Annotated in this window: 13 protein-coding genes; 6 read left to right on the forward strand and 7 right to left on the reverse strand. The window is 43.7% G+C overall.

Annotated features, from left to right (window positions below):
• The first annotated feature begins 77 nt into the window (after nucleotides 1-77).
• Nucleotides 78-7,202 (forward strand): PAS domain S-box protein, encoded by a 7,125-nt coding sequence (locus tag NG798_RS04040; protein WP_261220491.1) that lies wholly within the window; start codon nucleotides 78-80, stop codon nucleotides 7,200-7,202.
• 78 nt (nucleotides 7,203-7,280) lie between these two features.
• Nucleotides 7,281-8,237 (forward strand): PleD family two-component system response regulator, encoded by a 957-nt coding sequence (locus tag NG798_RS04045; RefSeq protein WP_261220492.1) that lies wholly within the window; start codon nucleotides 7,281-7,283, stop codon nucleotides 8,235-8,237.
• A gap of 144 nt (nucleotides 8,238-8,381) precedes the next feature.
• On the opposite strand, the gene NG798_RS04050 is transcribed toward NG798_RS04045, so the two are convergent.
• Nucleotides 8,382-11,645, reverse strand: coding sequence for an EAL domain-containing protein (locus tag NG798_RS04050; protein ID WP_261220493.1), 3,264 nt, complete (start codon nucleotides 11,643-11,645; stop codon nucleotides 8,382-8,384).
• 406 nt (nucleotides 11,646-12,051) lie between these two features.
• Between NG798_RS04050 and NG798_RS04055 the strand changes: the two genes are divergently transcribed.
• Nucleotides 12,052-12,537: a glutathione peroxidase gene (locus tag NG798_RS04055; RefSeq protein ID WP_261220494.1), complete on the forward strand. Its 486-nt coding sequence runs from the start codon at nucleotides 12,052-12,054 to the stop codon at nucleotides 12,535-12,537.
• Between the two features lie 367 nt (nucleotides 12,538-12,904).
• On the opposite strand, the gene ruvC is transcribed toward NG798_RS04055, so the two are convergent.
• Together ruvC and bchI are read right to left on the reverse strand one after the other, a co-directional pair.
• Nucleotides 12,905-13,372 (reverse strand): crossover junction endodeoxyribonuclease RuvC, encoded by a 468-nt coding sequence (ruvC, locus tag NG798_RS04060; RefSeq protein ID WP_261220495.1) that lies wholly within the window; start codon nucleotides 13,370-13,372, stop codon nucleotides 12,905-12,907.
• Nucleotides 13,373-13,472: 100 nt separating this feature from the next.
• Nucleotides 13,473-14,588 (reverse strand): magnesium chelatase ATPase subunit I, encoded by a 1,116-nt coding sequence (gene bchI, locus NG798_RS04065; protein WP_261220496.1) that lies wholly within the window; start codon nucleotides 14,586-14,588, stop codon nucleotides 13,473-13,475.
• Between the two features lie 168 nt (nucleotides 14,589-14,756).
• Between bchI and dapB the strand changes: the two genes are divergently transcribed.
• Together dapB and NG798_RS04075 are read left to right on the forward strand one after the other, a co-directional pair.
• Nucleotides 14,757-15,581, forward strand: coding sequence for a 4-hydroxy-tetrahydrodipicolinate reductase (gene dapB, locus NG798_RS04070; RefSeq protein ID WP_261220497.1), 825 nt, complete (start codon nucleotides 14,757-14,759; stop codon nucleotides 15,579-15,581).
• Nucleotides 15,582-15,705: 124 nt separating this feature from the next.
• Nucleotides 15,706-16,395 (forward strand): phosphate ABC transporter permease, encoded by a 690-nt coding sequence (locus NG798_RS04075; protein WP_261220498.1) that lies wholly within the window; start codon nucleotides 15,706-15,708, stop codon nucleotides 16,393-16,395.
• Nucleotides 16,396-16,442: 47 nt separating this feature from the next.
• On the opposite strand, the gene NG798_RS04080 is transcribed toward NG798_RS04075, so the two are convergent.
• Nucleotides 16,443-17,234, reverse strand: coding sequence for a pentapeptide repeat-containing protein (locus NG798_RS04080; RefSeq protein ID WP_261220499.1), 792 nt, complete (start codon nucleotides 17,232-17,234; stop codon nucleotides 16,443-16,445).
• Nucleotides 17,235-17,549: 315 nt separating this feature from the next.
• Here NG798_RS04080 and NG798_RS04085 point away from each other — a divergent pair, with 315 nt between their 5' ends.
• Complete coding sequence (locus NG798_RS04085) at nucleotides 17,550-20,582, forward strand: VIT domain-containing protein (RefSeq protein ID WP_261220500.1); 3,033 nt, start codon at nucleotides 17,550-17,552, stop codon at nucleotides 20,580-20,582.
• 34 nt (nucleotides 20,583-20,616) lie between these two features.
• On the opposite strand, the gene NG798_RS04090 is transcribed toward NG798_RS04085, so the two are convergent.
• From NG798_RS04090 to pruA, 3 genes are all read right to left on the reverse strand, one after another.
• The gene (locus tag NG798_RS04090) at nucleotides 20,617-22,251 is read right to left on the reverse strand and encodes a glycosyltransferase family 39 protein (protein WP_261220501.1); all 1,635 of its coding nucleotides are present in this window, start codon (nucleotides 22,249-22,251) and stop codon (nucleotides 20,617-20,619) included.
• A 10-nt stretch (nucleotides 22,252-22,261) separates the two neighbouring features.
• Nucleotides 22,262-22,753 (reverse strand): hypothetical protein, encoded by a 492-nt coding sequence (locus NG798_RS04095; RefSeq protein ID WP_261220502.1) that lies wholly within the window; start codon nucleotides 22,751-22,753, stop codon nucleotides 22,262-22,264.
• Nucleotides 22,754-22,841: 88 nt separating this feature from the next.
• Nucleotides 22,842-25,814, reverse strand: a complete 2,973-nt coding sequence (gene pruA / locus NG798_RS04100; protein WP_261220503.1) for an L-glutamate gamma-semialdehyde dehydrogenase — start codon at nucleotides 25,812-25,814, stop codon at nucleotides 22,842-22,844.
• Nucleotides 25,815-25,840: the final 26 nt, after the last annotated feature.

Raw genomic sequence — 25,840 nt, forward strand, 5'->3', positions numbered from 1 at the left:
CAATGTTAGAACCAATAAAAAACTTTTTAACAGCAAATTTGATGGGTACACTTGACTCGCATCTGGGAGCCGCTTTCATGCCTCACGGAATGTGTTACCTCTGGAAACCGGGTTTAGTGTGGCTTCATGTATTATCAGATACCCTCATTGCCCTGTCTTATTATGCCATTCCGATCATGTTGGTATATTTCATAAGGCGGCGGCAAGATTTACCCTTTGGTTGGATATTTTTCTTATTCAGCAGTTTTATCATTTCCTGTGGCACCACTCACCTGCTGGAAGTGTGGACGCTGTGGCATCCTGATTATTGGATATCTGGCAGCCTCAAAGCCATTACCGGTGTTGTATCTGCCGTGACTGCCGCTTCGTTATATGCCCTAATTCCCAAAGCCCTCGCCATACCTAGCCCTGCCGAAATTGAGCGCATCAACCAAAACTTGCAAACAGAAATCAACGAACGCCGGCAGGCAGAAGAAATCATCAGAAATCTCAATGCCCAATTAGAAGAACGAGTTCAAGAACGCACCCAAGAATTAGAAACCACCAACCAAGAATTACTCAATCAAATTCAAGAACGTAAACGAGCCGAACGTGCATTGCAACAAGGCGAAGCGCGGGTGCGTACTGTTTTAACAAACTTGCCCGTAATTGTGTTTGCCCTCGACAGCAACGGCGTGATTGCCCTTTGTGAAGGCAAAGGAGTTGACAGCCTCGGCATTAAGCCAGAGGAATTGGAAGGCGAGTCTGTGTTTCAACTGTACAAAGAACAACCGGACATTTTGAACCACCTGCGAACCGTCTTGCAAGGAGAAGAAACCTACTGGCTAAGCGAAGTGCAAACCGCCCAGGGAGTGATTCACTATGAAAACCGCGCCACACCAGTCCCCGGTATTGGACGCGGGTTAATTTGGGTAGCCACCGATATCACAGAACGCAGAAAAGCCGAAAAAGAACGCGACAGATTTTTTAGTTTGTCGGTAGATATGCTTTGCATCGCCAGCTTGGATGGCTATTTCCGCCAAATTAACCCGGCCTGGACTAAGACTCTGGGATACACGCCCGAAGAACTAAAAAGTCAAGCTTATATAGAATTTGTTCATCCCGATGACCAACAAGGCACCCTAGAAGCGATACAGAATTTAGGGACAGGAGAAACCGTTATCGGCTTTGAAAATCGCTATCGCTGCAAAGATGGTTCCTATCGGTGGATATCGTGGAATACCGCACCCTATCCGGCGGAAGAATTAGTTTATGCTGTTGCTCACGATATCACCGATTTACACGAGCGAGACGAGCAACTTAAGAACTCGCAAAAACTGCTCGAACAAGCCAAGGTTGATTTAGAGAAAAGGGTAGAAGAAAGAACGATTGAATTAACACAAGCTATTCAACTTTTAGAGGCCGAAATTAGCGAACGCAAACAAGCAGAAACTGCCCTCAAAGAAAGTGAAAAACGCTATCAAAAACTTACCCAAATTTCGCCGGTGGGAATTTTTCACACCAATGGGCAGGGAGATTGTCTTTATGTCAATGAGCGCTGGTGTGAAATTGCCGGTTTATCGCCACAAGAAGCAATGGGACAAGGCTGGAAAAGTGCCGTACATCCCGAAGATCGGCAAAGGATTTTTAACGAATGGTTTAATTCCAGTAACACTTATCTACAATTTCAATCAGAATATCGATTTTTAAATAAAAACGGCAAACTCACTTGGGTTGTAGGTCAAGCCGTTATAGAAACCGACGAGCAAACCATTACCGGCTACGTTTGTACCATCACCGACATTACAGATCGAGTTCAAGCCGAACAAGAATTAAAGAAATATCAAGAAAAACTCGCCGAACTGGTTGGACAGCGAACTCACCAACTACAAAACGCCAACGATCAACTGTTGCGAGAAATTCAAGACCGGCAACAAATTGAAGCCGAACTTCAAGAAATTGCTAGTTTGCAAAAAGCCATCTTAGACAGCGCCAACTACACGATAATTTCTACCACCAGCGAAGGCATCATTCGCACCTTTAACAGTGCGGCTGAACGTTTGCTTGGCTACAGTGCCGATGAAGTGATTGGCAAAATCACCCCTGGTATTTTTCACAAACCCGAAGAAGTTATTCAAAGGGCGCAAGAACTGTCAAGAGAAATCGGCATTCAAATTGAACCGGGATTTGAAGTATTTGTCGTTAAAGCCAAACAGGGAGAAATTGACGAAAGAGAGTGGACATACATCCGCAAAAATGGCACAGAATTTCCAGTATTGCTCTCAGTAACTGCCCTCAAAGATAACGAAGGAAATATCACCGGCTACATGGGGATTGGCAGCGACATTACCGACCGAAAACTCTCAGAAGTGCGACTTGTCGAAAGTGAAAATAAATACCGTTCAGTCGTTGAGCAAGTCAAAGAAATCATCTTTACAAGAGATGCCGCAGGAACCTGGACATTTTTAAATCCTGCTTGGAGTGAAATCACCGGCTTCTCAGTAGAAGAAACCCTCGGAACCAACTTTATAGATTACATTCACCCCGAAGACCGGCCCGCAGTCACAGAAAAGATTCAAAGATTATTAAACAGCCAACAAGAATATTCCCAATATGAAGTTCGCTATTTGAAAAAAACCGGAGGATTTTGCTGGATAGAAGTCTATGCCAGACCCACTGCAAACGCCACCGGCACCATCATCGGCATCACCGGCACCCTCAACGACATCAGCCACCGTAAACAAGCCGAAGAATCCCTGCGACAACAACTGCTCAAAGAAAAATTAGTTGGCACCATTGCTCAACGCATCCGGCAATCTTTAGACATCGAAGAAGTCCTCTCCACAGCAGTTCGAGAAGTACGGCAATTTTTGCAAACAGACCGCACAATTATTTACCAATTTTTACCCGATGCCAGCGGCACAGTCGTCGTTGAATCCGTTGGCGAAGGCTGGGTAAAAACTTACGGAAGTAACATCAAAGATCCCTGCTTTGGAGAAAAATATATTTCTTTATACAGAGAAGGAAGAATCGGCGCCACCGAAGACATTTTCAACGGCACAATTAAAGAATGCCATGTCGAATTACTCAAACAATTTCAAGTCCGGGCAAATATAGTTGTTCCGATTTTATTGCCCGATGAAAGCAGCAATGCCCCAAACCTTCAAGGAGGAGAACGCCCAGAAGATGAGGCTTTTAGTTCCTCCTCCAAACGTCAAGATTCTTTGTGGGGTTTATTAATTGCCCACCATTGTGAAGAACCCCGCCGCTGGACAACTACGGAAGTAGAACTGCTTAAACAACTAAGTGTTCAACTCGCCATCGCCATTCAGCAGTCCACCTTATTTGAGCGCGTTCAAAACGAACTCGTGGAGCGCAAAGTTGCCGAATCAGAACTGCGGCAAAAAACCTCAGAATTACAAGCAATTTTTCAAGCCTTCCCCGACTTATATTTCCGCTTAAATTCCGAGGGAGTGATTTTAGACTATACAGCCAACAATTTGGATGATTTATATGTAGAAAGTGAAAGATTTATTGGCAAAAATATGGTAGAAATTCTGCCCGAACCAACCAGCCTCAAAATTAGCGAATCTATCCAATATACTTTGGAAGCAAAAGCATTGAGCAGGGTAGAGTATGGATTAGAAGTGCCAAAAGGTCAGCAGTATTATGAAGCCAGATTTGTCCCCTTTTTAGAAGACCAAATCATCGGAATTGTTAGGAATATCACCGAAAATAAACGCTCAGAAAGAGCCCTCAAAGAAAGTGAAGAGCGTTATCGCGCCATTATAGAAGATCAAACAGAACTGATTAGTCGGTTTTTACCTTCAGGAGAGCTAATATTTGTTAATGATGCTTACTGCCGGTATTTTGACAAAACCAGAGAAGAACTGCTCGGTCATATTTTTATTCCGTTTATCCCTGACGAAGACTGGCTAAACTTGCAACGCCAATTAGCCGAAGTTAACCCCGATCACAGAGTGACTACCTGCGAACACCGCATGAAGGTAGGAAGCGTTGGGGAAATGCGATTTTTACAGTGGACTTATCGCGCCATGTTTGACGAAACCGGCAGCGTCTTCGCATTTCAAGCCGTAGGACGCGACATCACCGAACGCAAACAAGCAGAACAAGATTTACGCCAAAGCGAAGCCGCCATTCGAGAATTATATGGAGTCACCGCAGCGGCGGATCTTGACTTTGATGGACGCCTGCAAAAAATGCTGCAAATGGGATGTAACCGCTTTGGTTTAGAAATTGGCATTGTCGGACGTATTGAAGATGAACGCACCGAGGTGATCACCGCCGAATTTCCGAATAATTTTCCCTTCAAAATTGTTAAAGGAGACGCTTTTAGCATTGAGCAAACATATTTCCGAGAAACTGCCTCTAGTGATGAGCCGGTGTGTTTTGAATCCGCTTCTCGTACCGAATGGCGCAATCATCCAGCCTATAAACTTCGCCAACTTGAAGCTTATATGGGAGCACCTCTGCTCGTCAGCGGGGAAGTTTTTGGGATTTTGAGTTTTTCGAGCACTAAACCCCGACAAAATGCCATTAGCAGCGTCGAAAAAGAACTGCTGAAATTAATGGCACAGTGGATCGCCGGAGAAATTGTCAGGAATTCTGCCCAAAATGCCTTGGAAGCGCAACTGCAAAGAGCGCAATTGTTGGGGCAAATTACCCAAGAAATCCGCCAAAGTTTAGATATTCAGCAAATTTTCCAAACCGCTGTAATTCTCATTGGTCAAGCGTTTGGTGTCAATCGTTGTTTGATTCATACCTATATTAAAGACCCAGTGCCAAAAATTCCTTTAATGGCAAGTTATGTAGAACCAGGGTATGAATGGATGCCAGATTTAGAAGTTCCTGTGAGCAGCAACCCCCACGCCGAACAAGTGATAGCCCTAGATTCGGCGGTGGCTTCTCCAGATGTTTATACAGACCCTTTATTGCGAAAGGGTTCAGAGTTATGTAAGACTCTGGGCATCAAATCAATGATGAGTGTTCGCACTTCTTATCAAGGTGAGCCAAATGGCATTATCGGCTTGCACCAATGTGATCGTTACCGCCGGTGGAAAGCTGCGGAAATTGAATTGCTCGAAGCCGTCGCTGCTAATGTGGGAATTGCTTTAGCACAAGCACAACTTTTGCAACAAGAACGGGCCAATAAAGAGCAGTTGTCTTCTAAAAATGCCGACCTGGAAAAAGCAAAACAGGCAGCCGATACAGCCAACCGCGCTAAAAGTGAATTCTTGGCAACTATGAGCCATGAAATTCGCACGCCGATGAATGCCGTTATTGGTATGACCGGCTTATTATTAGACACGCGCCTCACCCCAGAGCAAAATGATTTTGTAGAAACGATTCGTACTTCTGGCGAGTCGTTGCTGACGATTATTAACGATATTCTTGATTTTTCAAAAATTGAATCAGGCCGGCTTGATTTAGAGTCTCATCCGTTTAATTTGCGCTCTTGCATCGAAGATTCTCTGGATTTAGTGGCTGCAAAAGCGTCACAAAAAGGCTTAGAACTGATTTATTTAATTGAGCGCTCTGTTCCTTTGAACATTTTGGGAGATGTGACTCGCCTGCGGCAAGTTTTGGTGAATTTACTTAGTAATGCAGTGAAATTTACGGCTACTGGAGAAGTGGTTGTCTCTGTCACCGCAACTTCTCAAAACGCCTCTTTGCCACCGCTTGATACAGGGGATGATGAGCAAGAATATAGCTGTTATCAAATTCAATTTGCCGTCAAAGACACCGGCATAGGCATTCCCGAAGACCGCATGGAACGACTGTTTAAACCCTTCAGCCAGGTAGATGCTTCTACTACCCGTCAATATGGTGGCACCGGCTTGGGGTTGGCAATTAGTTCGCGTTTGTGTGAATTGATGGGCGGGACAATGTGGGTAGAAAGTCAAGCCGGAACTGGTTCAACGTTTTACTTTAGTATTGCCGTGCTCGCAAAAATTACAGAGCAACCCATCGAAATTCACGACAGCTTGAATGGCAAACGGCTACTGATTGTTGATGACAATGCTACCAACCGTCAAATACTAATTTTACAGGCTCAGTCTTGGGGGATGGTTCCTTTGGCGGTGGCTTCGGGTGCGGAAGCCTTAAGCTGTTTGCAGGGAGGCGAGACTTTTGATTTGGCAATTTTGGATATGCAAATGCCGCAGATGGATGGTTTAACTTTGGCCGGTGAAATACGCAAGTTGTCTGGCCTAACCAGGTTTCCTTTAGTGTTGTTTACCTCGATTGGCAGTCCTCAAGAAAATCGCCATGCAATTGATGTGCAGTTTGCGGCATTTTTGAATAAACCAATTAAACAATCGCAACTCTATAACGTTTTAAACAACATTTTGAATGAGCAGTCGGTAGTAGTTAAGCCGGCAAAATTCAAAAAGCAACCTCAGACAAAACTTGCCAGCGAAAAACCTTTGCGAATTCTGCTGGCGGAAGATAATGCTGTCAATCAAAAAGTGGCGCTGGGTCTGTTGTCTCGGTTGGGCTACCGCGCTGATGTCGCGGCGAATGGATGGGAGGTAATTGAGGCGCTCGACCGGCAAACCTATGATGTGGTTTTAATGGATGTGCAAATGCCAGAAATGGACGGTTTAGAAGCCACCCGACACATTCTTTCATCTTCTTATAAAGATGGGCGTCCCCGAATTGTGGCAATGACCGCGAATGCAATGCAAGGCGACCGAGAAATTTGTCTGGCGGCGGGGATGGATGATTATATTAGTAAGCCAATTCGTTCGGGGGCGTTGATTGAGGCGCTGGAAAAATGCGGGCCGGTGTCTGTTTCTGTGGATGAGATAACGCCAGCGGCGGATCTGGAGGAGTTGAATAAGCCGGTGGACAGCCAGCGCTCATCGCCTATTGATGCGGCTGCTTTTGCGGCATTACGGGAAATGGTGGGTGAAGATGACGGGGAAGTTTTAGCTATGGTGATAGAAAGCTACTTAACTGATGCGCCGAAATTGCTGGAAGCGCTAGACCTCGCAATTCAGGAGGCGGATGGGCCGGCGTTGAATTTTGCAGCCCACACTTTAAAATCAACAAGTGCCACTGTTGGTGCTTCGGATTTGGCGGCACTGTGCAAGCGCCTAGAAGCAATGGGCCGAACTGGTGTCACTGCTGAGGCTGCGGAAATTTTTTCGCGTTTATCAGCAGAGTATGAATTGGTCAAAGTAGCGTTGGAAAATTTGTAATGCTTCTAGGTTGTTTGTCAGATGCCTAATTCTTCTGTCTCACCTTTTTCTTCGGGTTTCAAGTCTCTCTTCCCCACTATGGATACAAATGTTATTTACGAGCAAGAACCGCCCCTTATTTTAATTGTGGAGGATGACCGCACAACGCGGATGTTGTTGCGGCGCGCAATGGAAAAAGAAGGTTATCGGGTGATTGAAGCGGCGGATGGGGAGGAAGGAATTGCGGATTTTGTGCGCCAAAAACCTGATATTGTTTTGCTTGATGCAATGATGCCGGTGATGGATGGGTTTACTTGCTGCCAGCATTTTCAACAAATGAGTGGGGGCAATACGACGCCGGTGTTGATGATTACGAGTTTGGATGATCCTGATTCGGTGGATCGGGCGTTTGAGGTGGGGGCTACTGATTATATTACGAAGCCGATTCACTGGCCGGTTTTACGGCAGCGCGTGCGGCGTTTAATTGAGCAAAATCATCTTTATCAAAAGTTGGAATTTGCTAATCAACAATTGCAGCGTTTAGCTTTGATTGATGGTTTAACGCAGGTAGCAAATCGACGCCGGTTTGATGAATATTTAGAGCGGGAGTGGTTCAGACAAGCGAGGGAGCGTTCTTGTTTGTCGTTAATTTTGTGCGATGTGGATTTTTTTAAAGCTTATAACGATACTTATGGGCATCAAGCTGGGGATGAATGTTTGCGTTTAGTTGCTCGTGCAATTGCTCAAGAAGTCAAGCGCTCGGCGGATTTGGTAGCCCGTTATGGGGGGGAAGAATTTGCGGTGATTTTGCCAAATACAGATGCGGTGGGTGCAGTTTATGTGGCGGAAAATATTCGGATTCAAATTGAAGCTTTAGCGATTCCTCATGCGACTTCTACGGTGAGGGATCGAGTGACGCTGAGTTTAGGTGTGACGAGTCTTATTCCTGAATCAGAAAATGAGCCAGCGATGATACTTTCTTTGGCTGATAAAGCCCTTTACCAAGCCAAAGCATCTGGCCGTAATCAGTTGATTTTGATTGGCAATGAGGAGTAATGAAGTGTTTTTATAAGTTAGAGATAGGGCTTTTTACTGCGATGAGGTAAAGTTTGGCAGTTCTAAAGAATAGGTTTTTATTATAAACCGGATTTTTCCTGTGTCCAGTCCTATGAAAACGGCTGACCATTAAATTTTGACAAATCAGCAAAGCAATTTTAGCTGGCTAGATAGGGGGTTGGGTGGAAACTCTCGCCTTGTTGCTTCTAAATTAAAAAAATTTTTGAGTTCCAAAGGGTGGGGTTTGGAAATTGCATATCCTTGGGCGTAATCGACTCCTAATTCTTTGAGGCTTTGGAGAGTAGCTTCATTTTCTACAAATTCTGCTATGGTTTCAATGCCCATAACGTGCCCGATACGGTTAATGGCTTCTACCATTGCAAAATCAATGGCATTTTCGGCAATATTTTTGACAAAACTGCCATCTATTTTTAAATAATCTACGGGTAAATTTCTCAAATAGGCAAAGGATGACATTCCGCTGCCAAAATCATCCAATGCAAACCGGCATCCCATTTCTCGCAAGGATTCGATGAGCTTTGCGGTTTTGCTTAAATTGGCTACTGCCAAAGTTTCTGTAATTTCAAAACAAATCATATTAGGGGGAATTTGGAATAGGGAAAATTCTTCACTCAAAAAGTCTATGAATTTTTCATCATTCAGGCTATCTGCTGAGAGGTTAACAGCAAATAAAATGCCGCAGCTTTGGGGGAATTTTTGGGCACTTTTCTGTTGAAGTTTTAGGTATTGATGGGGTTTAAAGAGAGAAAGTTGACTGAACAAACTACGGATAACCCAGCGGTCGATAGCGTGCATGAGGTGATAGCGTTCAGCGGCGGGGATAAAGGCCATTGGTGAGATAATTTGGCCGGTTTCGGGGTCTTGTAGACGCAGTAAAATTTCACAATGTAAATCGCTGACTGGGGTTGTTTTGTTATCAATTTGAAGTGCTGGTTGAGTAATGGGGACGATGGGCTGGGAAAAAAGACAAAATAAGTTTTCTTCTAAGGCGCGGGTAATTCTGACAAGCCATTGAGTTTCACCGCGTTGTTTGGCTAATTCTCGATCATTTGCCTCATAAATATGAACTCGGTTGCGGCCTTGATCTTTGGCTGCATAACAGGCGGCATCGGCTTCGTTTAAGGTTTGCTGGGCGTTTTGGCTGGTGGCGTTAATGCTTACTAAGCCAATACTGACTCCCAGGCTAAAGCTTTTATCTTGCCAAACAAAGCGAAACGAGTGAATACTTTGTAAAAGTTTTTCGGCAATTTCTAAGCCTTGCTCATGGCAACATTGGTAAAGGATGACGGCAAATTCATCGCCGCCGAGACGGGCTAAGAGATCGGTTTTGCGAATTTTTGTTTTAAATTGTTGTGTGACTTGTCGGAGTAGTTCGTCACCGGCAATATGTCCGCAGGTATCGTTAACAATTTTAAATCGGTCTAAGTCTAAAAAAAGTAATATATGATTTAAGTTATTTCTTTGGGCATTAAAGATAGCTTGTTCGAGTTGATATTCAAATTCGCGGCGGTTGACAAGGCCGGTGAGGGCGTCGTGACTGGCTTGCCAAGATAGTTGACGAGCTTGGGTGCGGATTTGGGTGACGTCACGAAATACTAACACGGCACCGACTAAGGTACCGCAAGAGGAGTGGATGGGTGCGGCGGAGTGGTCGATGGCGAATTGGTGGCCGTTGCGGGCAATTAAGAGGTTGTGGTTGACTAAATCGATGATTTGGTCGTTGCAAAGGGCGCTTGAGAGGATGTTTTCAACGGGGATGCCGTCTTGATCGTTAACGATGTGAAAGACGCGGTTAAGGGGTAAGCCTTTGGCTTCTTTTGTTGTCCAGCCGGTGAGTTTTTCGGCAACGGGGTTGAGGGAAGAAATACGTCCGGTGGCGTCGGTGGTGATGACTCCATCGCCGATGGATTGGAGGGTGACTTGGGCTAGTTCTTTTTCGGCAAAAAGCGCTTGTTCCATGCGTTTGCGTTCGGTGATATCACGTTGGACGGAGATCCAGTGGGTGAGTTTGCCGGCCCTGTTGGTGACGGGGACGCTGTTGAGTTCTACCCAATATTCTGTGCCGTCTTTGCGGTAGTTGATGATTTCGACGCGGACGGGTTTTTGGGCTAAAAAGGCTTGTTGGATTTTGGCTATTTGGTTGGGGTCGCTGTTTGGGCCCCGCAAAATGCTGGGGCTTTTGCCGGCGATTTCTGTGAGGCTGTAGCCGGTGAGTTTGGTAAAGGCTTGGTTGACAAACAATATGGTGGGATCGGTTTGTTGTGTGCCGTCAGGGTGCATTATGACGATGGCATCGTTGGCATTGAGGACGACAGACTCCAGCAGGCGGAGGCGTTCTTCGGTTTGTTTACGGGTGGCGATTTCGCTTTCGAGTTGGGTGACAACTTCGTTGAGTTCGCTGAGGGCTTTTTGCAGTTCGCCGGTGCGCTGTTCGATGGCAATTTGTAAGCCATCGATGATGCCGGACATTTCCATTGGATCGAGGACTCGCAGCAGGCTTGTTTGGGTGATGATGCCTTGGAGTTGTCCTTGTTTATTGGCGACGGCGAGCCGGCGGACGAATCGCTGCTGCATTTCTTGATGGGCTTGCCAGAGCGAGTCTTCGGGGCTCAGGCAAAATAGGGGGGTACTCATTACGGTTTCAGCGCTTATCTTGCCGAGATCGAGTTCAAGCGATTGAAATTGCACGATATCGCGTTCTGTAACCATTCCTATGGGGGTGCTGTTGGCGGAGGTGCCGGTGGAGATGATGATACAGCTAACGTTGTGCTCTGTCATCTGTTTTGCCAGGTTGAGCACGGAGGTTTCTAGGGGTGCTTGGATGACTTCGCTGTTCATTACTTCCTCAACGGATCGCATTTTGAGGAGGTTTGCCGGTTGCAAAATGGCTTGACGGATGGTTTCGGGGGTGATGACTCCCAGAAGGGTGCCTTGGCTGTTGGTGATCGGCAGGTGGCGAATGCGGTGTTGTCGCAGCATTAGCAATACGGTGAAGACGTCTTGTACTTCTTTGTCGCAGACAACAAGCACGGGGGATGTCATTACTTCTGCTATCGTGCAGTGGTTTAAACCAACTTTGCCGGAGGCGATTAAATGGACGAGATCGCGTTCGGTGAAGATGCCTAGGAGGTTGGGGCTGCTATTTTCTGGGCTTTGTTTTTCTATGATCAAAACGCAGCTTGCTCTGGCTTCTCCCAGGAGGGCAGATGTGTTGTCTTTTGAAATTTCTTTGAGGGGGTTGATTTTGCTGAGCGGGCAACTGTTGCGAAGCTGGCCCATCATTGCAATGACTTCGATGAGAGGGGTTTCTGGGCTGACGGTGAGGGGGTGTGGATCAATAACATCTTCTAAATGTGGCAGATGTATGGGGGGTTTTTTTAGCTGCATGGTTTTAATATTTTTGATTTTTGATTTTTGATTTTTGATTTCTAGGGGTTTTGTTTGCTCAGATAAGTTTGTCAAATGATAGACAAAGCTTTTGGTTTTGTTACCAAGGTATTTAAAATTTCTTATCAATGGGAGGCTTTCTGTTGGGGAATGGCTCCTCATGGCTATTGCTATGTTCTTGGAAGATAACTTGAAATTCTGGATAAAGGCGAATATTTTTCCCAAATTTAACAAAACATAAAATTATTCTGTTTAATTATCTCACATTTGAGGGCTGTAGGGGTTTGGGATTGGCGGGTTGGGGTATTGCAGGTCTTGCTTTGGCTGGGCTTTTTCGATTCTTGGCTGAAACGGGCTGGCACTGCATCTATACTAAGAGGGATTGTTAAATTTTTATCTACTGAAGATGAGCCAACAAGTATCTGATATTTCTGTAAAGACGATCCAAGGTGAGGAAAGACTGCTAGGAAGTTATGCCGGCCAAGTTTTACTGATTGTAAATGTGGCTTCTTATTGTGGTTACACGCGCCAGTATGCCGGTTTGGAGGAGTTGTATCAAAAGTATAAGGCTCAAGGTTTACGGGTTTTGGCCTTTCCTTGTAATGATTTTGGGGCTCAGGAACCGGGAACTAATGAGCAAATTGTACAGTTCTGCGAGACTAATTACGGTGTTTCGTTTGAGTTGTTTGATAAGGTTAATGCGCTGGGTTCTCAGCAGCATCCGCTTTATGCTCGTTTGACTAATTCTGCGGGTTTGGGGGGCGATGTTGGTTGGAATTTTGAGAAGTTTTTGGTGGGGAAAAATGGGGAGGTTGTGGCTCGTTTTAAAAGCGGTGTTGCTCCGAATTCCCCTGAGTTAATTTCCGCTATTGAGCAGGAGTTGAGTAAGTAGGTAATTGCTGGTAGTAGTTGCCGGTTTTAGTCGCGGGTTTTAGTCGCCGATTAAAACCGGCAGATGGTGGGCGAAAACCCCCCCCGGAAAGGGTTAGGAAGTTAACGAAATTTTGCCCAAAAAAAATCGGCACTCCAACAACTTCTACCGGGGTTTTATTTTTGGAGATGCGGGGGAAAACCGGCCCCATTAACTAGGTTTAAAACCAGAGAGGGCGTTTCAATTCATAAGCCTGATCTATCCCGCCGGTAAAAACGGAATAAGCCATTTATAAAAAGCCGAAATAAAGGATAAAGCGACGGTTATAAACCCGCAACTACAAAATAAAAAACTCCTGCGGGGTTTGGTTTTTGTAGAGACCGGCCCCCTACCTCTGAAACCAAGCCGTCAAAGCCAAAGCCAAAGCATCCGCCGCATCATCGGGTTTCGGAATGACTTCCAAACCCAACTCCTGCGCCACCGCTTCTTGAACCTCGTATTTTTCCGCATTCCCATAACCCGTCAACGCCAGCTTAACCTGCCCAGGCGTAAACTCCCTAATCGGCACCTCAAACTGCGCCAAAACTAACATAATCACCCCCCGCGCCTGCGCCACCAAAATTGTATTCGCCATCCGATAAAAAAAGAACTTTTCTATCACTACTAAATCCGGCTTAATCTCCCCTACAACCGTATGCAAATCTTCATAAATCGTCCGCAAACGCATTCCTATTTCTTCCCCTTTTGGAGTTTGAATTACCCCAAAATCCCCCACTGAAATAGAGGCCGGTTCTTCACAATAAATCGCCCCAAATCCTAATTTAGCAAAACCTGGATCAATCCCTAAAATACGCATAATTAAAAAAAAAACCACAGATGGACACAAATAAACGCAGATAAAAAGCAAAACCTATCCGCGTTTATCTGCGTTTATCTGCGGTTAAATAATTCTTTGATCACCGCTTACCGGCCACCGCTGGCATTTTTTGTTCGGGTTCAGGTAAACCAAAAACTCGACAGAAAACCTTTTCAACCTTTGAACCTGAATCAATCGACTCAAGCGGATCTTTCCGCAAACGGTGACGCAAACAAAGCGTAACCACCCGCCGAATATCATCCACCGTTACATTAGTCCGTCCTTCAAATGCTGCAATTGCTTTTGCCGCACGATTTGTTACCAAATCTCCGCGCAAACCATCCACATCTAACTCTGCACAAACTTGGGAAATTTGCACCCGTAAATCATAATCAATTTGAACAGATTTAAGCAAATTTTGGGCATCAATCAAGCTTTTTTGCACCGCATCTTGCTCAACTTGACACTTTTCTAAATATCCCTGGGGGTCAGAATCAAAAGCCGACCGTTCCTCAACAATTTTTACCCGCAAAGTTGGGTCTTTGACTGTCCGTATTTCTGCGTGCATTCCGAAGCGATCCAACAACTGCGGACGCAATTCGCCTTCTTCTGGGTTGCCAGATCCAACTAACACAAACCGGGCGGGATGTCGAATTGAAATCCCTTCGCGTTCAACCGTATTCCAACCGGATGCTGCTGAGTCTAAAAGCACGTCTACCAAGTGATCATCAAGCAAGTTGACTTCATCCACATAAAGGATGCCACGATTTGCTTTTGCCAGCAAACCCGGTTCAAAAGCTTTCACACCTTCAGACAATGCTTTTTCAATATCAATTGTGCCGCAAACACGATCCTCAGTTGCACCCAAAGGTAAATCAATCATTTGCACTTTCCGCTTGACAACCGGCACATTTTCGCCTTTTGTAATACGCTGGCGCAATTCATCACTCATCAAGTCAGGATCGGTGGGATGACAGTTAAATGGATCATCTGCTACCACATCAATTTCTGGCAACAAATCAGCCAGGGCACGAATTGTGGTAGACTTGCCGGTGCCGCGATCTCCCATGATCATTACACCGCCAATTTTGGGGTCAATTACATTTAGCATTAGCGCTAATTTCATTTCCTCTTGCCCCACAATGGCGGTAAAAGGATACACAGCGCGACGGGCTGTTACATTTAAAGCAGGGTTGGCCGGTGCAGTCAAAGTCACGAGAAATTCCTACTAAAAAATTATTATTGTTGTGTGTATCTCATTCTATAACTCTTGGGTCATACTTAACTCAACTAACTTTAAACTTTCCACCGGCCTTTTTTGGTAGCTCCGCCAGCATCCTGCTAAAATTCGTTGAATGGTAACAAACATATTCAGCCAAAAATTATGAGCAATTCCCCTATCCCCGTAATTGTCAACGGCGCCGGCGGTAAAATGGGCCGGGAAGTCGTTAAAGCAGTGGCCGGTGCGTCTGATATGACACTCATCGCCGCTATTGATCGCAATCCCGATCTGATCGGAAAAGATATCGGGGAAGTAGCCGGTATTGGTGAAATGGAAATTCCGATTACAAACGAAATGGAATCAATGTGTGCTTTTGCAGCACAACAAAAAGAACTGCCGGTGATGGTAGATTTCACTCATCCAGACGGAGTTTATCACAATATTCGCTCTGCCATTGCTTATGGAATTAGGCCGGTTGTAGGCACCACCGGCATGAGTGCTAAACAACTAAAAGACATAGAAGAATTTGCCGAAAAAGCAAGCACCGGCTGCTTAATAATCCCCAATTTTTCTATAGGAATGGTATTATTACAACAAGCAGCAATCCAAGCCTCCAAATACTTCGATCACGTTGAAATCATCGAACTACACCACAACCAAAAAGCCGACGCCCCCAGCGGAACCGCCATACAAACGGCCCAATTATTAGCAGAAATGGGAAAAACATTCAACCCCCCCGAAGTCAAAGAAACCGAAAAAATAGCCGGTGCTAGAGGCAGCCTCGCCGAAGAAAACATCCGCATCCACAGCATCCGTTTACCCGGCTTAATAGCCCACCAAGAAGTAATATTTGGAGCAGCCGGCCAAATATACACACTCCGCCACGACACAAGTGATCGCTCCTGTTATATGCCCGGAGTCCTCCTTTCAATTCGCAAAGTTCTACAACTAAAATCAATGGTTTATGGACTAGAAAAAATCCTCTAACCCCCACCACCCTCAATGGTTCATAACCCCTTCCCCAAAGGTATGAACCATCTGCATAGCGCTATCGCGCCGCTCCGCGTACATCTGCGTTTATCTGCGTTTATCTGCGGTTAAAAAATCCCTTATGCTAATTCCCCTAACCCGAAAAATCTTTGAAAATTTAATACCCCCAGTAGCCACCGGCGCCCAATACGCCTACTATTGGGGAAACGCCCAAAGCTTCCTAAAACGCCTATTAATCTCCGTTATTGCCGTTGTAGTCATCTGGTTAATGAGTCCAATTTTCGGACAAGGCGGCGCAAATTTGCAGCTAATTATCGGAATTTTCGGCGCTTTATATTGGCTGTGGGGGCCGGTTGCCTTAGCCAGTTATAGAAATTGGCAATGCCGAAAATATCAATATTGTGGATTTTGGCAAGGCAAAGTTGTAGATGTTTATCTCACCGAAGATTTAATAGGACAAGAAGAAACCGTCAACAACGAAGGCGAACTTGTCATTGTCGAAAACCGAGAAAGACGAATTAACCTAGAAGTTGGCGACAAAACCGGCTTTACTAACTTATTGCGAGTTCCCCTCAAAAAAGAACATAAAAAAATCAAACGCGGACAAGTAGCCCTGATGTTGGTAATGTCAAATCAACCCAATTTAAGCCGCATTGAAAAAGTTTCTGATATCTACATTCCCAGCCAAGATGTTTGGGTGAGTGACTATCCCTATTTACGACGAGACGAATTTGTAGACATCAGCAAAGAGTTAAAACAATCCAAAAAACAACCCAAAGAAACCCCCAGACGAAGAAATCGGGAAGACTGAATTAGAAACCCGATTTTTAAAAAGATCGGGTTTCAGCAAACCAATTATTAAGGAAACCCTCGACGCGGTTGAGTATCCGAATAATAGGGCCCTGATTGTGGCAAACTTAAATAAGGCACACCGGCCTGTTGAGAATTTGAATAAGGGTCTGATGCCGGTCGTCTTAAATTTTGACTCTCTAATTCAATTCCTATCGCCCCATCGAGTTTTGCATTTGCCAAATTTGCCCCATTGAGATTAGCGCCAGAAAGATTAGCACCACTTAAATTTGCATTTAATAAATTGGCACTACTCAAATTAGCACCGCTGAGGTTTGCATCACTTAAATCTACTTCAACTAAACGCGCATCACTGAGATTTGCATTGAGCAAATTGGCAGCCACCAAATTTGCTTTCCCCATATTACTGCCGGCCAAATTTACCCCACTTAAATTTGCTCTTGCTAACTGTGTGCCAATTAAATTAGCACCTGATAAATCTGCACCGGAAAGATTACCATCGCTGATATCAGCATTAACAAGATTGGAGACGCGCAAATCGGCGCCGCTGAGATTAGCATGATTGAGATGAGATTCAAATAAATTGATGCCTTTAGCATCCAAACCACTTAAATCGGAACTCACCAAATCCGCAGCCACCACATTTGCAAAACTTAAATCAGCACCACTTAAATTTGCCTTACTCAACTTAACACTGTTGAGATTAGCAAACATTAATTTTGCACCACTTAAATCGGCTCCACTCAAATTAAACCGGCTCAAGTTGGCATCTCTAAGATCGCCTCCTTGGCATTGTTTCGTTTCTAATAACCGTTTGACGTGCGCGGGATTTCCAGCCATATTTTTTGCCTTTATATATGCCCCTGGTTTTTTTTGTGAAACTCTGGCATCGAGAATGTAGATTCGCTGGCAACTGTCGAAGGCGGTTTAGCCCTCGACAACTGCCTTATTGAAATTGTGCTGTAAAAAATGAAAATTTACAGCAATCTATCAGAAAAAATAGCAGATCCCCGCTAAAAAGCCTAGTCGTCACCCACAGACTCAAAAAATTTCGCTAGGCTTCGGGAATCCGCCAAAGGCAACGGGTAGTGAAGGCAGATTCACCTGTGTGTCCGTCTGCACAAGGCACAGAATGACTGTTTGGAGAATGATTTTATGACTCAATCCGCTGCACACTCCTATTGCTTAAATCCCAATTGTCAGCATTCTCAAAATACTCTTACGGCTGAAAATTGCAATGCTTGTGGTACGCCGTTATTATTACAAAACCGTTATCGGGCGATTAAATTGCTTGGTGCTGGGGGTTTTGGACGAACTTTTTTAGCCATTGATACCTCGAAATCTAGCCAAAACCGCTGTGTAATTAAACAATTTTTTCCTAAAAGTAATGCCAACCGGCAAAAAGCCTCTGAGTTATTTCGTCAGGAAGCTGAAAAGCTTAAAAATGTAGGAAAATTTCGGCAAGTTCCGGCTTTATTCGATTATTTTGAAGAAGGAAAAGAACAATATTTGCTGCAAGAATATATTGCCGGTGATAATCTTGCTCAAGAGTTAGAAAAAGAAGGGCCGTTTGATGAAAGAAAGATTCGGGAAGTTCTGGAACAATTGCTGCCGGTGTTGTGGAATATTCACAACCAAAAAATGATTCACCGCGATATTAAACCAGAAAATATTATCCGCCGGTCTTCCAATGGACATCTCGTTTTAGTTGATTTTGGGGCCGCAAAATTTGCCACCGAAACTTCCCTTGCTAAAACCGGCACGATGATCGGTTCTGCTGCCTATATTGCACCCGAACAAACGCGGGGTAAAGCGACGTTTGCCAGTGATCTTTACAGTTTGGGTGTAACTTGCATTCACTTAATGACAAATATCCCGACTTTCGATTTATTTGATTCTACTGAGGATCGTTGGATTTGGCGACAATATTTAGCGAGGCCGGTGAGTTCTCAATTAGGTAATGTGTTGGATAAAATGCTGGAAAGCGCCCTCAAAAAACGTTACCAAACAGCCTCAGAAGCGCTCAAAGAGTTGAATGATAATCAATCACTTCTGGCGAAACCAAAAACAAAAATCATCGCTGGAAGTGCGGCATTATTATTGTTTGGTTGGATGGGGTTTAGCGTGGTAGGTTCGTTTATGCAGCAAACCCAAGCGCCGGTTACAAGTTTGGCGGAAAGCACAAATAATCTGGAAAACTTCTCAAAACCGTTGGGAGTGGGTGGATTATTTGCCAATGATAAAGGACAACAAAAATCTTTCCCATTGTTGCGAACTGATGTAAAAACAAAGATTTCTGGTAATATTTCGCGGGTGGAGGTTAAACAAAGTTTTGCTAATCCTTATAAGGAACCTTTGGAGGCGGTTTATACATTTCCATTGCCAGATGAAGCGGCGGTGGATGATATGGAAATTCGGATTGGAGATCGGGTGATTAAGGGGGTGATTAAAAAACGCGAGGAAGCAAAACAGATTTATGAAAAAGCCAAACAAGAAGGAAAGACTGCGGGTTTGCTTGAACAAGAAAGAGATAATATTTTTACGCAGTCTTTAGCGAATATTAAACCGGGTGAAAAAATCGAGGTTGTGATTCGTTATACGGATAGTTTGAAGTTTGAGGGGGGAAATTATGAATTTGCGTTTCCGATGGTAGTTGGGCCGCGTTATATTCCGGGGTCAAAAATTAACGTTCAAGGGGATACAAATCAGGTTCCAGATAGTTCTAAAATTACGCCGCCAACGCTTCCAGCAACAAGGTCTGGTCAGGATGTTAGCATGGCGATTGAAATTGATGCCGGTGTGCCTATTGTGGAGGTAAAATCGCCTTCTCATAAGCTTTTAATTCAAAAACCTGGGTCATCGGAGGCGGAGATAAAATTGGCGCAGGAAAAGACAATTCCGAATAAGGATTTTATTTTGCGTTATAAGGTGGCCGGTGCGGAAACGCAGGCAACAATTTTAACTCAAAAAGATGAAAAAGGCGGACATTTTGGGGTTTATTTGATTCCGGCTGTCGAGTATGCGCCGAAACAAATTGTACCGAAAGATGTGGTATTTTTGATGGATACTTCGGGGTCACAGATGGGGGCGCCAATTCAACAATCGAAGGAGTTAATGCGCCGTTTTATTAGTGGTTTGAATGCGAATGATACGTTTACGATTATCGATTTTGCGAGTACATCAACAAAGCTTTCTGCGGAACCTTTGAAGAATACACCGGCCAATCGTGCCAAAGCTTTAGCCTATGTTAACAAGCTGGATGCCAATGGCGGAAGTGAGTTAATGAATGGCATTAATGAAGTGTTAAATTTCCCGCCGGCGCCGGATGGAAGATTGCGGAGTATTGTGTTATTAACCGATGGTTTAATAGGCGATGATATGCAGGTCATTGGGCAAGTTCAAAATCGGTTAAAACCAGGAAACCGGCTTTATGTTTTTGGCGTTGGCCCTGCATCTAATCGGTTTATTCTTAATCGTTTGGCAGAGATTGGACGCGGTAAGGTGGAAATTTTGCCACCAGAAGAACCGGCCCAAAAAGTGGCAGCTAAGTTTTTCCGAGATTTGAATAATCCGGTATTGACAAATATTGAGGTTAGTTGGGTTGGCGAGGGTAAAGAACCGATTGTTTATCCTTTACAATCGGCAGATTTATTTGCTAATCAACCGCTGGTTTTATTTGGCAAAAAAGAAGACCGCAAAAATGGGGAATTAAAAATCACTGGTACAATGGCGGGGGGACAGCGGTATGAAAAAGTTTTGAATGTGAATTTTGACCAGGTTACAGGTAATTCTGGGATTGCTCAATTGTGGGGACGTGCGAGAATTAAGGAGTTGATGAATCAAATTTATAGCCGTGAAACTCCGACGTTGGTTAAGATGGTGACGGATACAGCATTGCAGTATCGTTTGATGTCAAATTATACGGCGTTTGTGGCGGTTTCTGAGGAGGTTCGTGTTGATCCAAAAAATGCTAAACTTAAGCAACAAGTGCCGGTGAATTTACCGCAAGGAATGCCAGCCCAACCGATGCCTATGTATGGTGGGAGTGTCGGTGCTGTTCCTGAAGGCAGTTCAATTTTGACAAATATTTTAGTGGTTTTGATGTTGGGTGTTTATTGGGTTTATAAACGCCGGTTGGGGGTGAAAAGTATAAACCCCAAAGGCACAAATATGTCGGCAGATGAATAGGATAGTTTTTAGGTTGTTGTAAAATCTGTGAGAATTAGTTTCGGGGTGCGTTTGGCGATGCACCCTCCTTTATTTTAAATAAACTTATTTCATCAATTTTGCTTATAAAAACTAACTGTATTTTTCGGTTTTGATTTGGCAGTGATGCCAGTAATTCTTCCGAAGGATTGTAGAGGAAAACATCACTAAAATTATGGTAAATTAGCGGCATTTTTGGTTCAATGATAAGACTAAGCTTAACTTTTTCATCTAAAAGATAGCTTAAAGATAATAAGTTTCCCAAGTTTTGAAAGTTAATTAAGTTTAAGTCTTTTTCACTTATGAGGAGGGGTGCTTTAGTTTGATTGATAATTTTAGCAATATTATAATTATGATTACTATTATATTTAAACCACCACACGGGAGATTGAGAACTAATTGCACAAGAAATAATCCCCACAGATAGCATTGATCCTAAAGCAAAATTCCACAAAGCTTTTTTGTAAGAAAAAACTATTTTATTTGCTAAAAAATAAGCCATTGCTAACTGTAAACCCACATAGCAAGGAATTAGATAACGGCTAACAGTTGAACGCATACCGCCAAGCAATAAATCTGGGATGGCTAGGAGGATAAATGTGAGAATACTCAACAGCAAAATAAACTGCCAGATGCGGGGGGAAGAATGCCGGTATGTAAAATAAATTGAGTAACAGATAAAATAAAAGCCACCTAATAAAATAGCGATACCCATAAAATTAAAGCGAAAATCTCTGGAACTTGCAAAGTTAAAATCTAAAAAAGGTAGATTGAAATTTACTAACCAAAGTTTGAATAAAGCATTGTAATAACCAGGCATTATTTGAGTTTGCCAGTTGGTTTTATTTTGAACTTGTTCCCAGTGTAAAATTATCGGCAAAAACCAAGGCACTAAAGCCAAAAAACCTGCACACCAAACCACAGTAAAACGGGAAAAAGTTTTTGTCCACTTAAAATGTTCTTGAATGGCGGCATAAATTGCATGAATAACCACAACAAAAATAAAAAATAAATGGGTATAAAAACCAACCAATAGCGACATAAAATAATAGAAAAAGATCAAGACAGTTTGCCGTTTTATGGCATGGAGAAATGCCGCACAAGAAAAGATAATTGTCACCGTCCATAAACTATAGGGGCGTGCTTCTTGAGAGTAAAGCACATGAAACGGAGAAACCGCCATCAAAGCAATAGCTATCCAACTCACAAATGGTGCTAGAAATAACTCTTGACACAACCAATAGAGGGCGGGAAAAATTAACAGACTAATCACCGCTGATAAACTGCGAATTGTGACAATAGAACTGCCAAAAACCTGGGCCCAAAAGCGAGCAATGATAAAATAAAGAGGAGTAAGCTGCGGTTCTTCCGTTGCCACCCCCCGAATAGTATCTAAAACTGTTTTATCAGGGTTAATTTTTTGGTATTTTTGTAAAGTTTTAATGCCGATAATGCCTTTTTGGGAAACTTCTTCTACTAACTGCGTTTCCGTGTATCCTGAAATGCGTAAAGAGGTAAAACTTTCATCAATCCAGTAAACCTTACCCTCCAAATGAACAAAGCGAAAAAATATCCCTAAAACCAAAATAAGAACGAAAAAATATCGGTAGTTAGCAGATAATTTTTGCCAGTCGGTAAACAATTTCCTCATGCTATTTTGGTTAATCCAAATATTCAATTTTTTCCAATTGAGACGAGTAAAATTTCCACTGGCCGTTATATTTTTGGAGGTTACATCTGACAACACTTCTGTTATTTCTAAATTCTTGTGGCCCCCTAATTTTTCTGCCTGTAAGCGTCAGTCTTACTATAGCTTCATTTGCCGAAATTTTCAAAAACTCCGTTTTATTCACTTCAGTTTTGATATCAGCCGCCTTAAAAATTTGCTGCAATAAAGGCTCCATCTTATCCATCTCAGAAGAATTGGGATGATATGTATCCCTTATCCCTTGCAAATTTTCCTCATTAGTTGCTTTAAGCTGGCGATTAATTAATGCTTGAATCGCCTGCCGGTCTGTTTGCTGACTTTGTTTTGTAGATTGCGCCATCACCGGCCTAAAATTCACAGAACCCCCCAAAACCGCATCCCCAAAAGCCAAAAAAACAGCCAAAAAAACCAAACCCAAAACTCTCGTACCCTTGTAACTCATCATCCCCCAAATCCTCCTTATCAACAACCGCAGATGAGCAGAAAACATCTGCATTCATCTGCGTTTATCAGCGTTTATCTGCGGTTAAAAACTAATCAACCCCATCAATAGGAGCAAAACCCTGACGCTGAATATTCTCACTAACATGACGAGGCTCCAAAAATTGTAACAAATAATCAGGACCACCGGCCTTAGAACCAACCCCAGAAAGCTTAAACCCCCCAAAAGGTTGACGCGAAACAATCGCACCAGTAATCCCCCGATTAACATACAAATTCCCCACCTCAAACTCAGATTTCGCCTTCTCAATATGAGAAGGAGTGCGAGAATAGATACCACCCGTCAAAGCAAAATTCGTACCATTAGCCAGCGCGATAGCCTCATCAAAATTGTGGGCTTTCATCACCGATAAAACCGGCCCAAAAATCTCTTCCTGAGCAATCGTAGAAGTCCCAGAAACATCCTTAAAAATCACCGGCCCCACAAAATAACCATTTGCAGGAGTAGGCATTTCTAAAGCTAATTCCGCCTCTTGTTTCCCCTTCTCAATATACTCTTGAATCCGCTTTTGAGCATTAGCATCAATCACCGGCCCAACTTGCGTACTAGGCGACTCCGCAGCACCCACATTTAAAGAATTTGTCGCCTCAACCAAACGATGCACAAACGCATTATAAACCGGCTCCAACACAATTACTCGTGAACAAGCCGAGCATTTTTGACCACTGTAACCAAAAGCCGAATAAACCACCCCAGCAACAGCCTGATCTAAATCCGCCGACTCATCAACAATAATCGCATTTTTGCCACCCATTTCGGCAATAACCCGTTTCAAATGTTTTTGACCAGGTTGTAAAATAGCTGCATCTGCATAAATTTGACAGCCTACTTCTTGCGATCCGGTGAAAGTAATCATGTGAACATCAGGATGTTTCACCATATAAGAACCCACCGAAGAACCCTTACCTGGTACAAATTGAAAAACGCCTTTTGGAATGCCGGCTTCTATTAAAATTTCCGCAAATTTTGCCGCAATAACTGAAGAAACTTCAGCCGGTTTGAGCATCGTACAATTACCAGTAACCAGCGAAGCAACCGTCATCCCTACAGGAATTGCCAAAGGAAAATTCCAAGGCGAAATAATCAAAGAAATGCCGCGAGGTTGATAAGTATAACGGTTATTTTCCCCAGCCACATCATAATTATGACCTTGATCTAACCGTTCCATTTCATCTGCATAATATCGGCAAAAATCAATCGCCTCCGATACTTCTGCATCACATTCGCGGACAGGTTTACCAACTTCCAAAACCATCCAAGCGCAAAACTCTTGCCGGCGTTCTGTCATCAATTCCGCAGCTTTTCGCAAAACACCGGCCCGCTGACGCACAGGAGTCCGCCGCCACTGCGGAAAAGCATCTTTTGCAGCTTGAATTGCTGTTTGTGCTTGTTCCACAGACATTAAGCCAATGGTGCCAATAACTTCACTGGGATTAGAAGGATTGACAGAATTAACTTTTTGTGCTGTTTCCTGATAGCTTCCATTGATAAAAGGCAAATAAGTTTTCCCCAATTGTTGACGGACAATTTTTAAGGAAACTTCCGCTTCTTTTCGCAGCGACTCTTTGGCATAATCGCTATCGGCGCTATTAGGAAAATGTCGAGAAGTGTGATAAGTTTCTGCTGCATTTTCCGGGGACGGGGCTGATATTAATTCCTCGATAGGCCGGTCTTCCAAACTTTGCCGCAAAAACGAACTATTGGCGGTATTTTCTAATAGCCGGCGAATCAAATAAGCCATCCCCGGTAACAAATCACCATAAGGACAATACACCCTTACGCGATAACCGCGATCAACTAAAGCTTTTGCCAATTTATCACCCATACCATAAAGCACCTGCATTTCAAACCGGCGCCGGGGGATTTTCAAAGTTTCGGCAATGGCGATAGCTTTGGCTTGAGAACGCACGTTATGGCCGGCAATTCCTGCGTAGAGATATTGATGATTTTCTAGCAAAAGTTGCGTTAATTTCTCGAAATTTTCATCCGTTGCAGCCTTTTCATTAAACACCGGCTGCGGCCAATCTTTTTGAGCAGATTTAATCGTTTCCTGATCCCAATATGCCCCTTTTACCAAGCGAACTGTAACCGGAGTTCCGCGTTTTTTCGCCCACTCAATTAACCCCAACAAATCCTTTTCGCTATCTCGCAAATAAGCTTGCACAGTGACGCCAATATCGCTACGGTTGCGGAATTCCTCTTCCATAAGGATGTTTTTTAAGATAGCAAAAGTGATGTCTTTATAGACATATTGTTCCATATCAAAATGCACCGCTGCGCCAACTTCTTTAGCGTGGCGTAACAAAGTGCGGACTCGTTCGCTGACTCGTTTTTCGCTGCCGGTTGCATCCAGGGGGTCAAATTGCGAGTAAAATGCTGTTAGTTTAACAGAAACTTGTACGCGCTTAATTTGTTCGCCATCCGCCTCATCAATTTGAGAAACATTTCCCCATTTTTTAGAGGCTTCTGTTAGTTGCGTCATTAATTCTAAATAGCGGTCGAGGTAAGATTTTGCTTCCTCTTCTGTGATAACTGCTTCACCTAATAAGTCAATGGTGAACGCCATTTTTTCTTTGCGGAGACGTTCAACAGTTTTGATGACTTCTTTAATATTTTCACCGGCAATATATTTATGCGCCAATGTTTCTACAGCAGTTGAAACTGTTGTTGCTGCAACTTGTCCGGGGATCGAATCGCCGCCACTAAAACCAATTAAACTTTTTAAAGCTGAGGGAAGTTCGACTTGTTCAGTAGTTAAATATTCTTGCAAGTGATTTGCAATTTCTGCTTTACTGCGGAGGGCCGGTAGGCAATCAATAAAGCGGAACAATTGAACTCGCAAACCGGGGTTACTCATCGTCCACCCCAGCAGTTTATCATCCCAGCGCATTTGGTCTTGCAGTTGGGTGAAAAAAGAGCGTTTTTCTTTACTGGCGGCTAAAAGTTGTTTAGCGATCTCTTGGGTTTTGCTTTCGTAGGTATTATTAGACAATTGGGCGACCACAACTTTACACTCCTAATCTGGGAAGG

It is taken from the genome of Ancylothrix sp. D3o (assembly GCF_025370775.1).
In the GTDB taxonomy this organism is placed as follows: Bacteria; Cyanobacteriota; Cyanobacteriia; order Cyanobacteriales; family Oscillatoriaceae; genus Ancylothrix.